At 48.5% G+C, this 15,736-nt stretch carries 16 protein-coding genes; 7 read left to right on the top strand and 9 right to left on the bottom strand.

Annotated elements, in window-relative coordinates; all coding sequences use genetic code 11:
- Window positions 1–120 precede the first annotated feature (120 nt).
- Window positions 121–1,011 carry an AraC family transcriptional regulator gene (locus tag IEV98_RS09440; RefSeq protein WP_188505596.1) on the top strand — a complete coding sequence of 297 codons (891 nt, stop codon included), beginning with the start codon at window positions 121–123 and terminating at the stop codon, window positions 1,009–1,011.
- Here IEV98_RS09440 and gyrB read toward each other — a convergent pair.
- Entirely contained in the window at window positions 1,008–2,966 is a 1,959-nt protein-coding gene (gene gyrB, locus IEV98_RS09435; RefSeq protein WP_188505595.1) for a DNA topoisomerase (ATP-hydrolyzing) subunit B, read from the bottom strand. The genes IEV98_RS09440 and gyrB overlap by 4 nt on opposite strands.
- Before the next feature lie 117 nt (window positions 2,967–3,083).
- Between gyrB and IEV98_RS09430 the strand changes: the two genes are divergently transcribed.
- The 3 genes from IEV98_RS09430 (at window position 3,084) to IEV98_RS09420 (ending at window position 5,960) form a co-directional block, all read left to right on the top strand.
- Entirely contained in the window at window positions 3,084–3,698 is a 615-nt protein-coding gene (locus IEV98_RS09430) for an OmpH/Skp family outer membrane protein (RefSeq protein WP_229738644.1), read from the top strand.
- 164 nt (window positions 3,699–3,862) lie between these two features.
- Window positions 3,863–4,999, top strand: coding sequence for a hypothetical protein (locus tag IEV98_RS09425; protein ID WP_188505594.1), 1,137 nt, complete (start codon window positions 3,863–3,865; stop codon window positions 4,997–4,999).
- Complete coding sequence (locus tag IEV98_RS09420; protein WP_188505593.1) at window positions 4,950–5,960, top strand: glycosyltransferase family 4 protein; 1,011 nt, start codon at window positions 4,950–4,952, stop codon at window positions 5,958–5,960. The genes IEV98_RS09425 and IEV98_RS09420 overlap by 50 nt, the downstream gene beginning before the upstream one ends.
- Here IEV98_RS09420 and IEV98_RS09415 read toward each other — a convergent pair whose 3' ends face one another.
- Window positions 5,961–7,445 (bottom strand): glycoside hydrolase family 130 protein, encoded by a 1,485-nt coding sequence (locus IEV98_RS09415; protein ID WP_188505592.1) that lies wholly within the window; start codon window positions 7,443–7,445, stop codon window positions 5,961–5,963.
- Between the two features lie 140 nt (window positions 7,446–7,585).
- Here IEV98_RS09415 and IEV98_RS09410 point away from each other — a divergent pair, with 140 nt between their 5' ends.
- Window positions 7,586–8,488: a magnesium transporter CorA family protein gene (locus IEV98_RS09410; RefSeq protein WP_188505591.1), complete on the top strand. Its 903-nt coding sequence runs from the start codon at window positions 7,586–7,588 to the stop codon at window positions 8,486–8,488.
- A gap of 3 nt (window positions 8,489–8,491) precedes the next feature.
- Here IEV98_RS09410 and tsaB read toward each other — a convergent pair whose 3' ends face one another.
- The 4 genes from tsaB to rpmH form a co-directional block, all read right to left on the bottom strand.
- A complete protein-coding gene (gene tsaB, locus IEV98_RS09405) occupies window positions 8,492–9,193 on the bottom strand; it encodes a tRNA (adenosine(37)-N6)-threonylcarbamoyltransferase complex dimerization subunit type 1 TsaB (protein WP_188505590.1) in 702 nt (233 codons plus the stop codon).
- Window positions 9,194–9,247: 54 nt separating this feature from the next.
- Window positions 9,248–9,502, bottom strand: a complete 255-nt coding sequence (gene yidD, locus IEV98_RS09400) for a membrane protein insertion efficiency factor YidD (RefSeq protein WP_188505589.1) — start codon at window positions 9,500–9,502, stop codon at window positions 9,248–9,250.
- On the bottom strand, window positions 9,499–9,882 hold the full coding sequence (locus IEV98_RS09395; RefSeq protein WP_188505588.1) for a ribonuclease P protein component: 384 nt from the start codon (window positions 9,880–9,882) through the stop codon (window positions 9,499–9,501). The genes yidD and IEV98_RS09395 overlap by 4 nt, the downstream gene beginning before the upstream one ends.
- Before the next feature lie 66 nt (window positions 9,883–9,948).
- Entirely contained in the window at window positions 9,949–10,107 is a 159-nt protein-coding gene (rpmH, locus tag IEV98_RS09390) for a 50S ribosomal protein L34 (RefSeq protein ID WP_188505587.1), read from the bottom strand.
- A gap of 134 nt (window positions 10,108–10,241) precedes the next feature.
- Here rpmH and IEV98_RS09385 point away from each other — a divergent pair, with 134 nt between their 5' ends.
- Window positions 10,242–11,129 carry a ChaN family lipoprotein gene (locus IEV98_RS09385; RefSeq protein ID WP_188505586.1) on the top strand — a complete coding sequence of 296 codons (888 nt, stop codon included), beginning with the start codon at window positions 10,242–10,244 and terminating at the stop codon, window positions 11,127–11,129.
- 48 nt (window positions 11,130–11,177) lie between these two features.
- Here IEV98_RS09385 and mscL read toward each other — a convergent pair whose 3' ends face one another.
- A complete protein-coding gene (gene mscL, locus IEV98_RS09380; RefSeq protein ID WP_188505585.1) occupies window positions 11,178–11,588 on the bottom strand; it encodes a large-conductance mechanosensitive channel protein MscL in 411 nt (136 codons plus the stop codon).
- Window positions 11,589–11,874: 286 nt separating this feature from the next.
- Between mscL and IEV98_RS09375 the strand changes: the two genes are divergently transcribed.
- Window positions 11,875–12,516, top strand: coding sequence for a response regulator transcription factor (locus tag IEV98_RS09375; protein ID WP_188505584.1), 642 nt, complete (start codon window positions 11,875–11,877; stop codon window positions 12,514–12,516).
- 5 nt (window positions 12,517–12,521) lie between these two features.
- Here IEV98_RS09375 and IEV98_RS09370 read toward each other — a convergent pair whose 3' ends face one another.
- Both IEV98_RS09370 and IEV98_RS09365 read right to left on the bottom strand, forming a co-directional pair.
- The gene (locus IEV98_RS09370; protein WP_229738643.1) at window positions 12,522–13,664 is read right to left on the bottom strand and encodes a sugar phosphate isomerase/epimerase family protein; all 1,143 of its coding nucleotides are present in this window, start codon (window positions 13,662–13,664) and stop codon (window positions 12,522–12,524) included.
- A gap of 53 nt (window positions 13,665–13,717) precedes the next feature.
- Window positions 13,718–15,733 carry a T9SS type B sorting domain-containing protein gene (locus IEV98_RS09365; RefSeq protein WP_188505583.1) on the bottom strand — a complete coding sequence of 672 codons (2,016 nt, stop codon included), beginning with the start codon at window positions 15,731–15,733 and terminating at the stop codon, window positions 13,718–13,720.
- Window positions 15,734–15,736: the final 3 nt, after the last annotated feature.

The following is a 15,736-nucleotide window of genomic DNA, read 5'->3' as shown; positions in this document are numbered from 1 at the left end:
ATTTTCATTCCATAACTTAGTACTTGCGATGTGAGGCGATCTACCCGAGGGGAGGGTAGGAAGTATTAAAAACCAATTTCTTCTTTCAGCAGGGAAAGAAAAAAACAACAATTATGCATTATGAAACCGCTTTTTCACAAAGTACCTACCCAAATCCAATCGTCTTTCAGTGCTAGGCACGATGTTCAGGCTAACTTCGGATCGTTGTGGCATTACCATCCGGAATTGGAACTCCACCATGTAATCCGGGGAAAGGGGGTGCGTCTCATCGGTGATAACATCGGCAATTTTTCCGCCGGTGAAGTACTGCTGCTGGGTAGCAATCTTCCGCATATGTGGCAATGCAACGAGGAGTACTACCAGCGCCATGCACAACGCAAAGTGGAAGCCATTGTTATCCACTTCCTCCCGGATTGCCTGGGGCGGGATTTCCTGAATCTCCCAGAAACCTACTTAATACCCAAGTTGCTCGAAAACGCACGGAAAGGGATGAAATTTATGGGCACGGCCCGAGCAAAGTTGATCGAACTGATGGATAAAGCCACCGTGGCCACCGATCTGGATCGGCTGATCATCCTCCTATCTATTCTCAAAACAGTTGCGGAAACAGATGAGTATGTACCGATAGCCTCGGCACATGCCTTTTACAAATCAAACGAAATGGATGCGATACGCATCAATAAGGTTTGCACCTATACGTTGAGCAATTACAAAAAGGAAATCAGCTTGGAGGAGATTGCTTCTATTGCCAACCTCAGCGTGACTTCGTTCTGCCGCTACTTCAAGCTGATGACCAAAAAAACCTACTACGATTTCCTGATTGAGATACGTATCAGTCACGCATGCCGCCTGCTGGTGGAAGATATACTACCCACGGAAGTCATCTGCTTTGAGTGTGGATTCAATAACGTTTCCAACTTTTACCGCCATTTCAAGAAAGTGACGGACATGACTCCATTGGAGTACAAAAAGAAATACCTGTATAGCAGTAAAGTAGCTGTCGGATTTTAGGTATCTATCTTCGCGTATTTTGCGTTGCGCTCGATAAATTCGCGCCGGGGGGCTACTTCATCTCCCATCAGCATGGAAAAAATCCGATCGCACTCTGCGGCATTCTCGATCGTGACCTGCCGCAATGTCCGTGTCTCGGGATTCATCGTGGTATCCCATAGTTGCTCAGCGTTCATCTCACCGAGACCTTTGTATCGCTGCACATGCACACTGTCTTCCTTACCCGCTCCCTTGAGCTGTTGTACTGCAGTATCCCGCTGGACATCATTCCACGCATATTGCTGTTCCTTCCCTTTTTTCACCAAGTATAACGGCGGCGTAGCGATGTATACATAACCATTTTCGATAAGCTCCTTCATATAGCGGAAATAGAAGGTAAGAATCAATGTGGTGATGTGCGAGCCGTCCACGTCGGCATCCGTCATGATGATCACCCGGTGGTAGCGTAGCTTATCGAGGTTCAGTGCCTTGGCATCATCTTCGGTACCGACGCTCACGCCCAATGCAGTGAACATATTCTTTATTTCCTCGTTTTCGTAGATTTTGTGTTCCATTGCCTTTTCCACGTTGAGGATTTTACCCCGCAAAGGCAATATCGCTTGAAATTCGCGGTCACGCCCCTGTTTGGCGGTTCCACCCGCTGAGTCCCCTTCCACAAGGTATATTTCGCATTTTACGGGATCGTTATTAGAGCAGTCGGCCAATTTCCCCGGCAAGCCGCTCCCCCCCATCACACTCTTACGCTGAACCATATCTCGGGCTTTGCGGGCCGCTGCACGTGCCTGCGCGGCAATGATGACCTTTTGCACGATGGCTTTGGCTTCCTTGGGATTTTCTTCCAGGTAGTTGTTTAAAATCTCGCCGACGGCCATATCTACAGCTCCCATCACCTCATTGTTTCCGAGCTTGGTCTTGGTCTGCCCCTCAAACTGCGGTTCGGCCACTTTCACCGAAATTACAGCGGTGAGGCCCTCGCGGAAGTCGTCGCCAGTGATATCGACTTTCATGTTCTTCAGGAGGCCCGACTTATCTGCATACGATTTTAAGGTACGGGTAAGTCCTCTGCGGAAACCGGCCACATGGGTACCTCCTTCAATGGTGTTGATATTGTTTACATACGAATGGACGTTTTCGGAGTACGTTTCGTTATACTGGAGAGCGAGCTCTACAGGCACGCCCTGTTTGATGCCCTCTACATAAATAGGCTCGGAAATAAGGGCCTGCCGAGTGCCATCCAAATATTTAACAAACTCCTTCAACCCGCCTTCCGAGAAAAACACGTCGTTCTGCAACGAACCGTTTTCCAGTTCTTCCCGCTCATCCAAGAGCGTAAGCCTTATCCCCTTATTGAGGAATGCCAATTCCCGCAGGCGGCTTGCCAAGGTATCGTAGTTATACGTGGTGGTTAAGGTAAAGATTTCCGGGTCTGGGTAAAACGTCACCTTCGTACCCGTGCGCTCGCTTTCTCCGATTTCTTTGACGTCATATTGTGGCTTCCCTTGATGGTATTCCTGTGTGAAGACTTTTCCTTCGCGGTGTACTTCGGCAATCAATTTTGTCGATAGTGCGTTGACACAGGATACCCCCACGCCGTGGAGCCCGCCGGAAACTTTGTAGGTATCTTTATCAAACTTACCCCCTGCATGGAGGACGGTCATGACCAGCTCAAGGGCTGATTTATTTTCTTTCTTATTAATACCGGTAGGAATACCCCTACCGTTGTCTTCTACCGTGATGGAATTGTCTTTATGGATAATGACTTGAATGTCGTCGCAGTAGCCAGCTACAGCCTCATCGATGGAGTTATCGACCACCTCATACACCAGGTGGTGGAGGCCCTTGACACCTGTATCACCGATATACATGGAAGGCCGTTTGCGAACGGCCTCTAATCCTTCCAATACCTGTATGTTATCTGCGGAATACGTTGAATTGTTCTTGTTTTCTTCGCTCATTATCGTTTTTAAATTCGTCGCCCAAAGATACGAAAAAAGCGGGACATAAGAAATAGGAGGTTGGTGGTGCTGGAAATATCGGATTTTTATCTTAGGTTTGCCCCTTGAATCGGAAAAATGACTAAGAATAAGATGAACAACGCACCCGCATTGATTGCAAAAGCAGGTATATGTATGCTGCTCGCTGCCGCAGTAGTATCTTGCAACAACCAAGGAACAAGCCCAGCCTCGACCTCCTCAGCGGGAGATTCTACACAGGCAACTGTTGAAAAAATCGTTTACGTAAATGCAGACACGCTGCTTGAGAAATACGAATATTTCAAGGATATACGGGTAAAGTTGGAAGACAAAGCAAAAAAGGCGCAAGCGGATCTCCAATCACGCAGCAACGCCTTCCAGCGTGAGGTAGCGGATTATCAACAGAAAGCACCCACAATGAGTGCCGCTGATCGGCAAAGTACCGAAGAACGCCTTGCCCGCAAGCAGGACGAGCTCGCCCGCCATAATCAAAACGCCAGCGCGTCTTTTGCCCAAGAGGAGGCGTCTGAAAACGAAAAGCTGTATTCGCGGATTACCGATTACCTGAAAAAACATGCCAAAGAAAAAGGGTATAAATTGGTGCTGACCTATTCTGCATCCAATCCTGCCGTTTTATATGCCGATGAAAGTCTGGAAATAACCAATGAGGTACTTACCGCATTGAATGCCGAATACACGAAAGAGAAAAAATAACGCCGCCTCCCTAAATTAGGGGCACCGGCTGCGCATCACATCAAGGCTGTCGTTTCTCGACAGCCTTTTTGTTTTTTCTACCCGAAGTATTTTCAAACAAACAACGTGTTTATTTGTTTATGGCAATGATTGCTTGCCTCAGCGCAAGTAACTACCCAAACAATATGGCGAAAATAACGATAGCTGAAAATTCCTTACCCCCATTTAAGCTCGACCACATCACACGGCTTACAGATAGCACCGGTATCTTTCAACATGCCACATACGGCATCCCTAACTACCACGAAGGGTACTGTCTGGACGACAATGCGAGGGCGCTGCTAATGGCAATTATGGCTTACCGACAGCTCAACGACGAAACGGCACTTGCCTATATCCCCACCTACCTGGCCTATATACGGTATGCGCAGAATCCGGACGGTACATTCCGTAATTTCATGGCCTTCAATCGTAATTTCTTAGACGACGTTGGTTCTGAAGACGCGTTTGGCCGCGCCATTTGGGCGATCGGTTATACGGTAGCCTATGCGCCCAAAGATGCTTATTTACGAGCAGCCTATGAGCTGTTCATAAGGGCCATCCCTCAATTCGAGCGATTGAAGTCTATCCGGAGCATTGCCAATACAATTCTTGGGCTATGCCATTATCTTCACGGTCAGCCTGCGGATGAGGGCCTCATGGTATTGACTCGGAAACTTTCGTCCCGTCTTTACAATGAGTATCAAACACACCGGCATGATGATTGGCATTGGTATGAATCACTGCTTGCCTATGACAATGCGTTATTACCCCTTTCGATGATGCGTGCAGGCAACCTGCTTAATGACAAGGCATTTTATGAGGTGGGCTTTGAAAGCATGGCGTTCCTCAAAAAGCACACTTTTAAAAAGGAGTACCTAAGCATTGTCGGCAACGCTGAATGGTTTAAGTGCAACAGTATCCCGTCACAGTTCGATCAACAACCCATTGATGCGATGGCAACCGTGTTACTCCTACAACAAGTATATCGTGATACGGGCAACCCTGACCACATGCAAGCGATGTATACCGCCTATCGATGGTTTTTGGGTGAAAACGATTTACAGATGAGCCTCTACGACGCCGAAACAGGTGGGTGCTATGATGGGTTGCAGGCGAACGGCGTAAACCGAAATCAAGGTGCGGAAAGCACGCTTGCTTACCTTATTTCTCACCTCGCGGTGCAGCAAACGCTTGATATGCGATTCGATTGCGCCCTGTTGAAGGAAACCGATGAAGATCGCAATATTAGCTCCGATCGCATGGCGTACCCCACCGCGTAACTATGGACCTTGGGAGCAAGTGGCTTCGGCGCTCACCGAAGGGTTGGTCAGGAAAGGACAGGACGTAACCCTATTTGCGACCGCTGATTCAATCACGCAAGGAAAACTCCGGCACAGCGCCCCAAGGGGGTATGCGGAAGACGCAACATTAGATCCTAAAGTAATGGAATGTCTGCATATCAGCGACGCGATGGAAGCAGCTAGCGATTTTGACATCATCCACAATCATTTTGATTTCCTGCCACTCACTTACGCTAGGTTAATTGATACACCTATGGTGACCACAATACATGGATTTTCCTCGCCCAAAATCATCCCGGTATACAAAAAATACAACAGCATCTGCAGCTATGTATCCATCAGTGACGCAGACAGATCGCCCGACCTGGATTACGTAGCAACAGTATACAACGGTATCGATACCTCCCAGTTCGATTTCGTTGGACGCCCAGGCGCATACCTGCTGTATTTCGGCCGGATTCATCCCGAAAAAGGGACGCACCTTGCCATTGAGGTGGCCAAACGAACGGGCAGCCAGTTGGTCATTGCCGGGTTGGTGCAAGATGAACCCTATTTTGCCACACAGGTATCACCCTATATTGATGGTAAGCAAATCCAATATGTAGGCAACGTAGGACCGGCCGATCGAAACCGCCTGCTCGGAAACGCATCCGTGTTATTACACCTTATTGATTTTGAGGAGCCCTTCGGACTCAGTGTGGCAGAGGCCATGCTCTGCGGAACGCCCGTGGTTGCAATCAACAGGGGGTCGATGCCGGAATTGGTGATTCATGGCAAGACCGGATTCCTCGTGGCAAATGTGGATGAAGCTGTAAAATCGTTGGCCAGCCTTCCGGCTCTTTCTAGGAAAGACTGTTCGCAATGGGCCGCGGCACGATTCTCTCAAGAAATGATGGTGGATCGCTATCTCGAGATTTACCGACAGATCTTAGCTACGTGATTATTGGCGCCCGTCGATAAGCTTGCGTAACAAATCATCCACATCGACGACCGCATACGTGGAAGCATAATCCGACATGGCATAAGGAATAACCAGCTTTCCTTCATGGATATAGGCTCCGCAAGAATACACCACATTGGGAACATAGCCTTCCCGCTCCTTACGATTGGGAACAAGTAACGGTTGAGCTAGGCGCCCGATTTCCCGTTCGGGGTTTTCCAGATCAAGCAAGGAAGCGCCAAGCACATATTCGCGCATCGGACCTACCGCATGGGTAAGCACAAGCCAGCCTGCCTCCGTTTCAAGTGGTGAACCGCAATTTCCCATCTGGATCAATTCCCAAGGTTGGCTGGGTGTTTGGATAAGCTTGGCTTCGCGCCATACATTTACGTTATCTGAATAGGCAATGTAATTGTTCACGCCGTCGATCCGGCATAACATCGCATACTTTCCGTTCACCTTGCGCGGGAACAATGCCATTCCTTTATTCTGGGCGATGTATCCGTGCAATGGCAGGACTTTGAAATGCCGGAAATCCTTCGTCATCAATAGCTTGGGCAGAATGGATATCCCATCGTAGGCCGTATAGGTCGCGTAGTAGGTAACCGCGCCCTTCTCTCCGATAAAGCGGACAAACCGCGCATCTTCGATACCATTTTTTTCCGTTTCGGCGATGGGAAAAATCACCCGCTCGCAAACCGAGGTATCCACCGAAAATGTCATCTCATAGTGCGAGGAGGCCAGCCATTTGACTTCCTGCAAAAAAGCGAGGTTTTCCTGCCGCGGCTCCAGTTTCACCTGTACGTCCTTTAGTGCCTGCTTAAGCTCTTCGTAGGTAAATGTTTCCTGCAATTGCGCGACGATGATTTCATATGCTTCGTCGTTCCGATAGCCACTATCGCTCCACATTTCCCGCAGCTTACGCAGAAAGGACTTTTTATGATAAGTATGGTTTTTTACATGCTCCGGTACCTCGAGCATCTTGCCCGGCGAGTCCACATCGATATCCATATTGCCATCCAACACGCCTTGCCGGAATACAATAGAAGATATGTGTCCTTCCCCTGTAGCCCGGAAGCTGATGATGACCCGCTTCTGTCCCTTTGAAAGCGACGTCTGGTCGGGATGTTCAATAATGGATGGATTGAAAAACGCTGCGGCCTCGATGGAATACTCCATCGTGAAATAAGAACCAATGAGGAGTTTCAGATCTTCGGGCAATCTCATGTGATCGATCTCCATCTGCTCCATCAACGAGGCCAGCCGTTTGAAATTATTAGCAAATATTCGCTGGATGCTGCGGTGTCGCCTAGCATACTTCCGGAGTACCTGGTTGAGCACCTCTTGCTGTTGCTTTTCGGTAAGCGCCATTACGGCCATCACCAATCGTTTCGCGCGTTCGTCCCCGGTAAACAGGAACCGAGTGATTACCCTGCTGGAATCCGGCTCAAAAATCTTTTCTTTTCTGTCTACTTTTACTGGCATGTATTTCAATATTACGGCGGTATCTCTTTGCTATTCCAACAAAAAAAGGGTTTTTATCATAAAAAACATCGTAAAAGTCAGGTTTTTTTTAGACATTCGATTTACGCCGTGGAAATAACGGCAAACGGTAACTGACAGCCATGATTCAAATCCTTGCATCCAAAGCCGACCTGGGGTTCGATTGGGTCGACCTATCGGCTCCTACCAATGAAGAAATCAGGCAGGTTGCCGAGCAATATGCTTTGCATGAAGCGTCTATCAAAGATTGCATGCAGCCGGACCATTTACCTAAATACGAACTATTTGAAAACTACACCTTTGTTATTTTCAGGGTGCTTGCCTCCAACTACCCCCATGAGGCTGACACCATACAGGAGTTGACCAACAAGATTTCGATCTTCTTCACTTCCGATTACCTCATTACGGTACACCGCGCCGAAAATGATTTAATAGACCTGGTTAAAGGCAAACGGATCGATTCCGGCAAGTGTGATTCCACCCTGCATTTGCTCAACTCATTGATCAGGGAATCCATATTGACGTTCGAACAACCCGGAATCAAACTGTCCGAATCGTTGGATTATTATGAAGAACGTGTTTTTTTGCGGCAGCGAAAATCACCGATACTTCGAGGCCTTTATTTTGTAAAACGAAAGATCGACGTGATCCGTAAGCTCATGCTGTTGTCGTACGAAATCATCGACAACATCGATTTGACAGCACATAGTGATGTCTATACCCGTGACCTTCGCGATCTTTACATCCGTACGCAGACGCTTTTCGACAATCTTTCGGAAAATACGGCACAATTGCTGTCGATTTACTTTTCAATTGCATCACAACGTACCAACGAGATCATGCGGGTATTGACCATTTTTTCAGTATTCTTTATGCCGCTGACCTTTATCGCAGGCATCTACGGGATGAATTTCAAATTTATGCCGGAGCTGGATTGGCACTATGGCTACCCCGCCGTGATGATCATCATGGGGGGCATTGCCACAGGTATCTATTTTTGGTTTAAGCGCAAGGGCTGGCTGTAACGATCACCTGCGCGGTTTTGGTGTCGTAGCCACGAAATCTTTCAGGTAGTAAGGTTCGAAATAGGCCACATCGGCAAACTGTTCGTCCTGAAATGCGCGATACGCCAAGTAGCTCATGTGGCGGGCAGAATTTTTGAAATGGGATATAACCTCGACCTGTTCATTAGCTGCAAACAGCGTTTCCAGTTTATCCGCGCCGCTCCCAAAAAGGATAATCCGTTGGCCGACATTGAGGTGTTCAAACGACTGTGCATCGATGATTGTAGCAGCAGGGGGCACAACGGGTTGGAACTGATTGTCATAAACAGCGGCAAACACCTCCATCCGGCGGGCATCCACCATCGGGCATAACTGCGTATTCGCCGCAATCGGACTGTGGTTGGCAATAAATCCCGCTGTCATCCCTGCGAGGGTATCAACGCCGATAAGCGGCAAATCCGTCGCATAACAAAATCCCTTGGCGGTAGAAATGCCGATACGCAGCCCCGTGTACGAGCCGGGACCCTTACCAACGGCAATTGCTTCCAAGTCCTTAAATGACAAACCGGATGTACGCAGGAGCTCATCCACTATTAAGGTAAGCTGGGCAGCATGCACATTGGGTTCATCGATATCCCGGAAAGCAACCGTCTCACCATTGGCCGACAAGGCCACGCTGCACACCTGGGTTGCTGTTTCGATCTGTAAGATGTATTGGATGGGCATATTCGGATACGAAGTTAGTGATTTTAGTGGGCTGTAAAATAACGGGGATAATAATCAGGGTACCGGGTCGTGACCATGGCCGCCCCAAGGGTGACATCGAGCAATCCGTTTCACGGCAAGCCATCCCCCTTTGAACGGTCCGTACTTCCGTATGGCTTCTACGGCGTATTGCGAACACGTGGGTGTATAGCGACATGATGCGCCAAGCATAGGCGACAGCAACAACTGATAGGCTTTAATCAAGATCAGAAAACCACCCCCTACGGCAGACTTGATTACCTTTTCCCAAATGTAGCTAAGCAGCGTCATGACACCTCATCCCGAAGTTTCTCCAATACAGTAGCCATCTTTGAATATAGCACAGGGAAGTCTAGCGGCTCTTTGCTTACGTATTGGATGGCTACTGCCAAACCATAATCTTGTTCATATAATGCAGGATAAAGAAGCTCCCCTTTCTGCAGCCGATAGGCTTCTCGCATACGGCGCTTGAGCAGGTTTCGGTGTACAGCCAGTGGGAACCGACGCTTGGATACGGACAACAGTACCTGTACGCTTGGCTCAGCCCCTTCAATCCGGATAAAAACAACCCGGTAGGGATATATAAAAAAAGAAGAACCACGTTGGAAAAGGTCGTCAATCAACCTTTTGCTACACAATCGTTCTTCTTTGGGAAATGTATGTTTTTTCATTATCGATGACGTATCCGAAACCGGTTGAAGGCTCCGGATGCAAGCTGTCACCGGCAATATCGAAAATTAGGCTTTGTGACGGCCTTCGTCCGATACGGAAAGGCGTCTCCGGCCCTTTGCACGCCTCGCGGCTAGCACGCGGCGACCGTTAGCACTACTCATGCGCTCCCTAAACCCATGCTTATTCTTTCTTTTCCGTAGCGACGGCTGAAATGTTCTCTTCATGACGCTTGATATCTTTTTTTGTTATACCCCAAAATGAGAGTGCAAATGTACGGGTAAATCAGATAACAATCAAATTTATCGTTCATATTTTTTTCCCATAAAGCCAGCCGGAAGAAAGCCGTATATTCGTAAACATGACAAAATTGATACTTTTCTGCCTAGCAGCGCTGTCGCCTTTGACAGTCGATGCCTTCCAAACGGATAGTACGCTGTATCGGATATTTGATACCCGTGCACACCAAGAGATCACATTGGACGAATTGGCCAACACGCTGGACGATATCGACGTGGTATTCTTTGGTGAAGAACATAACGATTCTGTGGCGCACATCTTGCAATACGAGTTGCTGAAAGCGATGAATCTTCGATACGATCGCGTTGCCCTTTCGATGGAGATGTTCGTCAGCGACGACCAATTGATACTAGACGAGTACCTCGCCGGGCTTATTACGGAGCGTAATCTCAACAAAGACGCCGTGTTGTGGAACAACTACGGTGATTACCGTCCGCTGGTGGAATATGCAAAAGCGCATGGATTGACGATACTGGCAGCAAATGCCCCCAGCCGCTATACCAATCGGGTAACCCGCGAAGGATTAGAAAGCTTAAAAGCACTGGATAAGGCGGCTAAGTCGTTACTTGCGCCGCTACCCATAGACACGCTAACAGGTGCTTATTATGAGAAGTTTGCTGGGCTCATGGGTGGCCATGAGGGCATGGGTAACCTCAAGATCTATCAGAGCCAGAATCTTTGGGATGCAACGATGGCTTATCGGATTGGCAAATTATTGAGAAAGAAATCGGTCAATAAAATCTTACATCTCAATGGTCGATTCCATAGTGACGAACAACTCGGTACGGTAGCTCATCTCCGAAACTACGCACCGCGCGTGTCTGTAGCCAACATCTCCTGCTTCCGGTACGAACGCATTAAACTGCCGGATTGGACTACGCTCAGTCATTTGGGTGATTTTATCATCCTTACAGACCCGGGCGTGTCCAAGACGTTTAACCAAAAATAAGTCCCTGAACGTTCAAGACGTTCAGGGACTTATCTATTTTATTATTGTTTATTGTTTTGCCCTGAGCAAATCCCTGATTTCGGTAAGCAGCACCTCTTCGTTTGAAGGAGCGGCCGGTGCCGCCGGAGCTGCTTCTTCTTTCCGTTTCAGCGAATTGATCCCTCTGATGACGAGGAAAATACAGAATGCAATGATGAGAAACTCAATAACGACGTTGATGAAGTTGCCATAAGCGATGGCGGTCTCGGCCACTCCATTCGCTTCGTCGCCGGGCTGGATGACATACTTCATCGCCGAAAAATCGATACCTCCGGTTAAAAACCCGATTGGAGGCATGATCACGTCGTTGACCAGTGAGGTGACAATCTTGCCAAAGGCTCCGCCGATGATTACACCGACGGCGAGGTCTACCACACTTCCCCGCATGGCGAACTCTCTAAATTCTTTCAAAAATCCCATAAACAACAAGGTTAATTTATAAATCAATTATTTCTTCTGTCTAAATTGGACATTTTTAGCATGTAAACAAATTTTTTTTTCAACTTGTGCAGTGGCTAGGCTTGCGGGACGGCAAAAATTAACCGCCCGGCATTTATTTTTACTGCGAACCCATTAAATTTAACCCAAAAGGTTATTGCAATTATATTTTAACCTATATTTGCAATAGTATGCCGGTTTGGCATATATACTTATGAATAACCAAGCGCCACGAGTATGGCGCGTCTATGACAAACAGTTATTGTAAATGACAGAGATATTGATAGCAGATGATCACGGAATCGTTAGGCTGGGCACGTCAATCGTGGTAAAGGAAGCATTACCGCTGGCGAAGGTTACCCAGGCTGAGGATTTTGATGAGATGATCAGGTTGTTATCGGAAAAGCCGTACGACCTCGTACTTCTCGACATCAATATGCCGGGGGGGAACAACATCAAAATGGTTGAAAAGGTATTACTGGTACAACCGAATATCAAAATCCTGGTGTTTTCGTCTTATGATGAAACCTTATATGCACTTCGCTATTTACAGGCTGGTGCGGCGGGTTATCTCAACAAGAACACATCCAAAACCGATCTGAAGGAGGCCATCCTTTCGGTCATCCAGCGGGGTAAATACATGAGTCCCGAGGTGCGGGAATTATACTACAATACGCTCACGATGGGTAAATCTATCCTGAAAGCGGATAACCCGTTGAACAAGCTTTCCAACCGTGAAGTGGATGTAGCGAAATACCTCGTACAGGGCATGGGTATCATGGAAGTATCCAAAGCACTTAATTTGAGTACATCTACGGTAAGCACCTATAAAACCCGTATTTTCGAAAAGCTGCAAGTCGAGAATATTGCAGAATTGATCGAAAAGTTCCGCCTACATTCCGGTGCGTGACCGGTTCATAACCGATCCATCGTCATCACCGGCACATCACGCCCGTCGGGTTGCTTCAAAGGGCGACCACCGCGGTGCGCATAACCCGTAATTTCATCCAAATCCCACAGCATGGGCGACAAAAACCTCACTGCCGCTTGGTAACCTTGTATTGTCGCGACCGCGTTGCCGGTATCCTTTGAATTCTTCGCCTCATTCTCAATTTCATAGGGCCCATCGAACCCCCTTTCGGTCAGCAGGTCGACAAATGCCCGCCAATCCATGCTATCGGAACCTCCAAATCCCGGAAGCATGGCCTCATAATGATGGCGATCCCAATCACTGGCAGGTATGGCCACGCCCGCCTGCCCGGCCAAATCCGCATTTACCAGTTGCATAGGATACATACCGCCCCAATCTATCCGTGCCTTAGTTTGTAGATTACGGGTAGCCTTGACATGGACACGGTGAATGCGAGAGATATCGCTCTGTGCGATCACATCCACCGGGTCAGTGTGTTGCCAGACATCGTGCGAGGGGTCATATATTTCGCCGTGGGCTTTGCTGGGAATGAGTGCATACATAAGTTTGCGCGCAGCGAGCACTCCCGGCAGGTTGTTGTATGTGGATGTAAAGGAGGCAGGTCGCCATCCTTCCATCGGACAGTTCTCATATAGTACCGTCACACCCAAATCTTCTGCATATCGGATAATCGGTGCAAATACCCGCTTGTATTCCTCCAGGTTCTTCTGAAAACCGCCCTCCTGAACACCGAGTTCATGATTGTAACCGACAAAAGTACCTACTTTCACATCGTTACCGTCGCCACCAAGCAGATGTGCGATCCGGATCAATTTCAATAAGTGGTTTTGATTTTTTATCCGCTCCGCTGGTTGTCCGCCAATCATGTTTTCGAAAGCACCCAGCGAAAGCCGCAATTGGGCTGCATTGAAATCGTCCACTATCCGTTTTGCCATGTCCGGTGTAAACTGCTCATAGTCCAAATGTGTGGCGGTGTGGTCCTGTCGCGTTCCATCCCGGCGGAAAACACACAAATCGATACCCTGCGCGCCAATATGCTGTGTTACATCGATGAGCTCCGGTAATGCAAGCCTGTCAAACGCAGAACTCATCACCCATATCGGATTATTTCTTTTATCGGTCATCATAACTATGTGTTTGCAGCGATAATACAAAAAATACCTGGATAATACGCTTTCCGCTATCTTAAAATGGATACCGATCCGGAAAGCGGCTGCATCAATATATCGGATGACAGCGTATAATAGTAGGTCCCGACCGGCAATTGTGTGCCATTGAACTGTCCATCCCATGGCGCCGAATATCCTTTGGCCGAGAACACCAATGTGCCCCATCGATTGAATACCTGTATAAAGTTATTGGGATATTCCTCCAGACCGTCGATCTCCCAGACATCATTGACGCCATCGCCGTTGGGTGTAAAACTATTGGGCACAACGAGGTTTTGAAGCACGGTAACGGTTACGGAGACTGGCTTTTCACATCCCGCTGCATTACTTGCGGTAAGCGTATACGTTGTGGTTTCATCCGGTGATGCGATGGTATACTGGCTGCTGTAACTATCAAGACCTGGTTGATTGCTCCAACTGAATTGGGAGGCATTGGTTTGCGGGCGCAACGTAACGCTTTGGCCCGGCAGCATGACCATGGGCAGCATCTGCTCCAGGTATATCGTATCATATACCGTAATGATCGCCTGTGATGATTCAAAGCATAATGTGCCGGATGGGGGCGAAAAAGTAATCATATGCGAACCTATCCCGGCCATATCGGGATAAAAGTAGCCATTTGAAACCCCGTTTCCGCTGTAGACGCCTTGCATACCGGCATCGCCGTTGTCAATAACCCCTCCGGAAAGCAGTAGGGGTTGGTCATCGGCACAGACGGCTTGTTGGGGTAATGCAAACCTGGTATGAACGGTCTCCACCACCTCAACGGCAAAAGTATGGGTGACGAATCGGTCGCCGCACACATTGATAGCCTGCCGTTGCAACCGGGCAATACCCACCATCCCGTTGGCTTGAAATTCATAATTACCTGATGTGGCTCCCGGTATTTCTCTCGGCACATTGCCATCGCCCTCATCGAGCAGCCATTGGTAAGTGATTGGACCAACGCCTGCCCCGGTGTATTCGAGCGGATTTAAGGATTTGGAACCGTCATCGCAAATCGGCCCCGTTTCTTGAATATCAGGGTTATTCACCTGTGGCGCAATTCGGGCGATGCGTATCGGGGCGGACGAAATCCGGCAAAGCAAACTGTCAAGATTGTCGGCAGTTGCTGCTGCGGTAAGCCGGTACCATTGATTATGGACGGGTGTCGAAATGGCTAGTTCATTCTCCTGTTCACCCCGTATATCCACCCACCCGGATTGCCCGTTTTGGCTGATCTGCCATTGGTATGCCGCACCCGCCGCATAGCTATCATCATCAACGATGCTGCCGCTGAGCAAAATGGGCGCCGTGGCGCCGTCACAAAAAAACAAGGTATCCGCCTGCTTCAACGCCTCATCCATCGCCAAGGTAATCAGCGGACCGCAGGGTCTGAACTGGATGTCGTCGATGGCAAGGTCGTTGCCGCAGCCGCCGGGATTGTCGTTAATGAGCACCAGATCGAACTCCGTCTGATTGCCGGTATCGAATTCAAAACCGTATTCCCGCCATTGAGGTGACGTAGTAGCGTATATATTGCCCGTGGAATAGGGATCGCTTACCAAATTCCCATCCAAATCTTCAATTACGAAACGTACATTCGGAGGTATGGGATTTCCCCCGCATTCTTCTGCACGATTAGCGTTTGCGATCCACGCACTAAAACGGAAACGCGTGTTTTGACACAATCCTGACACCCGGATGCGATAAAATTCGCCCGGATAATCGTCGGCATTGAAAACAACCATCATACCGCCAGTATCACCAGTATGGTCTCGCAGATTATGCCAAGAGGCGAGCGCCAAATTAACGTTGGTGACGAGTGTATACCATCCCTCTCCCTGCGGGCTCTGTCCGGGCAAAACAGGCCTGTAGGTAGTAGTTCCTTCACCAAAATCCGCTTCGTCCTGCCCAAAGGTAATGTTCACAATCGGGTCACCTAACGATCCGCATTGGGCCAGACTATCACCGACTGTCAGCAAAGCTAATGACAGCGCACCTAGCCAGCTAAGGTAATTCGACAATTTGTATCGCACTCGTGTCATTGA

The sequence above is a fragment of the Parapedobacter pyrenivorans genome, assembly GCF_014636865.1.
GTDB classification, from domain to species: domain Bacteria; phylum Bacteroidota; class Bacteroidia; order Sphingobacteriales; family Sphingobacteriaceae; genus Parapedobacter; species Parapedobacter pyrenivorans.
The sequence above is the reverse complement of the archived record's forward strand: the minus strand, read 5'-3'. Positions and strand labels throughout refer to the sequence as shown.

Excerpts from the sequence above, each read along its gene's own strand:
- IEV98_RS09395 (WP_188505588.1), bottom strand. The coding sequence starts at position 9,882 with ATGAAAAAACATACATTTCCCAAAGAAGAACGATTGTGTAGCAAAAGG.
- IEV98_RS09365 (WP_188505583.1), bottom strand. The coding sequence starts at position 15,733 with ATGACACGAGTGCGATACAAATTGTCGAATTACCTTAGCTGGCTAGGT.
- tsaB (WP_188505590.1), bottom strand. The coding sequence starts at position 9,193 with ATGCCCATCCAATACATCTTACAGATCGAAACAGCAACCCAGGTGTGC.
- IEV98_RS09370 (WP_229738643.1), bottom strand. The coding sequence starts at position 13,664 with ATGATGACCGATAAAAGAAATAATCCGATATGGGTGATGAGTTCTGCG.
- IEV98_RS09440 (WP_188505596.1), top strand. The coding sequence starts at position 121 with ATGAAACCGCTTTTTCACAAAGTACCTACCCAAATCCAATCGTCTTTC.
- IEV98_RS09430 (WP_229738644.1), top strand. The coding sequence starts at position 3,084 with ATGACTAAGAATAAGATGAACAACGCACCCGCATTGATTGCAAAAGCA.
- IEV98_RS09385 (WP_188505586.1), top strand. The coding sequence starts at position 10,242 with ATGACAAAATTGATACTTTTCTGCCTAGCAGCGCTGTCGCCTTTGACA.
- gyrB (WP_188505595.1), bottom strand. The coding sequence starts at position 2,966 with ATGAGCGAAGAAAACAAGAACAATTCAACGTATTCCGCAGATAACATA.
- yidD (WP_188505589.1), bottom strand. The coding sequence starts at position 9,502 with ATGACGCTGCTTAGCTACATTTGGGAAAAGGTAATCAAGTCTGCCGTA.
- IEV98_RS09425 (WP_188505594.1), top strand. The coding sequence starts at position 3,863 with ATGGCGAAAATAACGATAGCTGAAAATTCCTTACCCCCATTTAAGCTC.
- rpmH (WP_188505587.1), bottom strand. The coding sequence starts at position 10,107 with ATGAAGAGAACATTTCAGCCGTCGCTACGGAAAAGAAAGAATAAGCAT.
- IEV98_RS09410 (WP_188505591.1), top strand. The coding sequence starts at position 7,586 with ATGATTCAAATCCTTGCATCCAAAGCCGACCTGGGGTTCGATTGGGTC.
- IEV98_RS09420 (WP_188505593.1), top strand. The coding sequence starts at position 4,950 with ATGAAGATCGCAATATTAGCTCCGATCGCATGGCGTACCCCACCGCGT.
- IEV98_RS09415 (WP_188505592.1), bottom strand. The coding sequence starts at position 7,445 with ATGCCAGTAAAAGTAGACAGAAAAGAAAAGATTTTTGAGCCGGATTCC.
- mscL (WP_188505585.1), bottom strand. The coding sequence starts at position 11,588 with ATGGGATTTTTGAAAGAATTTAGAGAGTTCGCCATGCGGGGAAGTGTG.
- IEV98_RS09375 (WP_188505584.1), top strand. The coding sequence starts at position 11,875 with ATGACAGAGATATTGATAGCAGATGATCACGGAATCGTTAGGCTGGGC.